This window comes from Enterobacter sp. UNJFSC 003, from assembly GCF_036903355.1.
Taxonomy (GTDB): Bacteria; Pseudomonadota; Gammaproteobacteria; order Enterobacterales; family Enterobacteriaceae; genus Enterobacter.
In genome coordinates, this window is record NZ_JBAKHK010000238.1 from 1 (window position 1) to 257 (window position 257).

Annotated in this window: 1 pseudogene; it reads left to right on the forward strand. The window is 51.8% G+C overall.

Annotated elements, in window-relative coordinates:
• Nucleotides 1-257: pseudogene (locus tag V5P19_RS23960) on the forward strand (hypothetical protein); the annotation flags it as partial.

A 257-nucleotide genomic window follows, 5' to 3' on the forward strand; every position in this document is an offset into this window, starting at 1 on the left:
GTCTGGCGGATGGCGCGGGTTACCTGCTGACGCTCTCTAACTGCGTGAAATGGTTCCCGGAGCGTAAAGGTCTGATCTCCGCGTTCGCTATCGGTTCTTATGGTCTGGGTAGCCTGGGTTTCAAATTTATCGACACGCAGCTGCTGGAAACGGTCGGTCTGGAAAAAACCTTTGTGATTTGGGGAGCGATTGCGCTGGTGATGATTGTTTTCGGCGCAACGTTAATGAAAGACGCACCAAAACAGGAAGTGAAAACC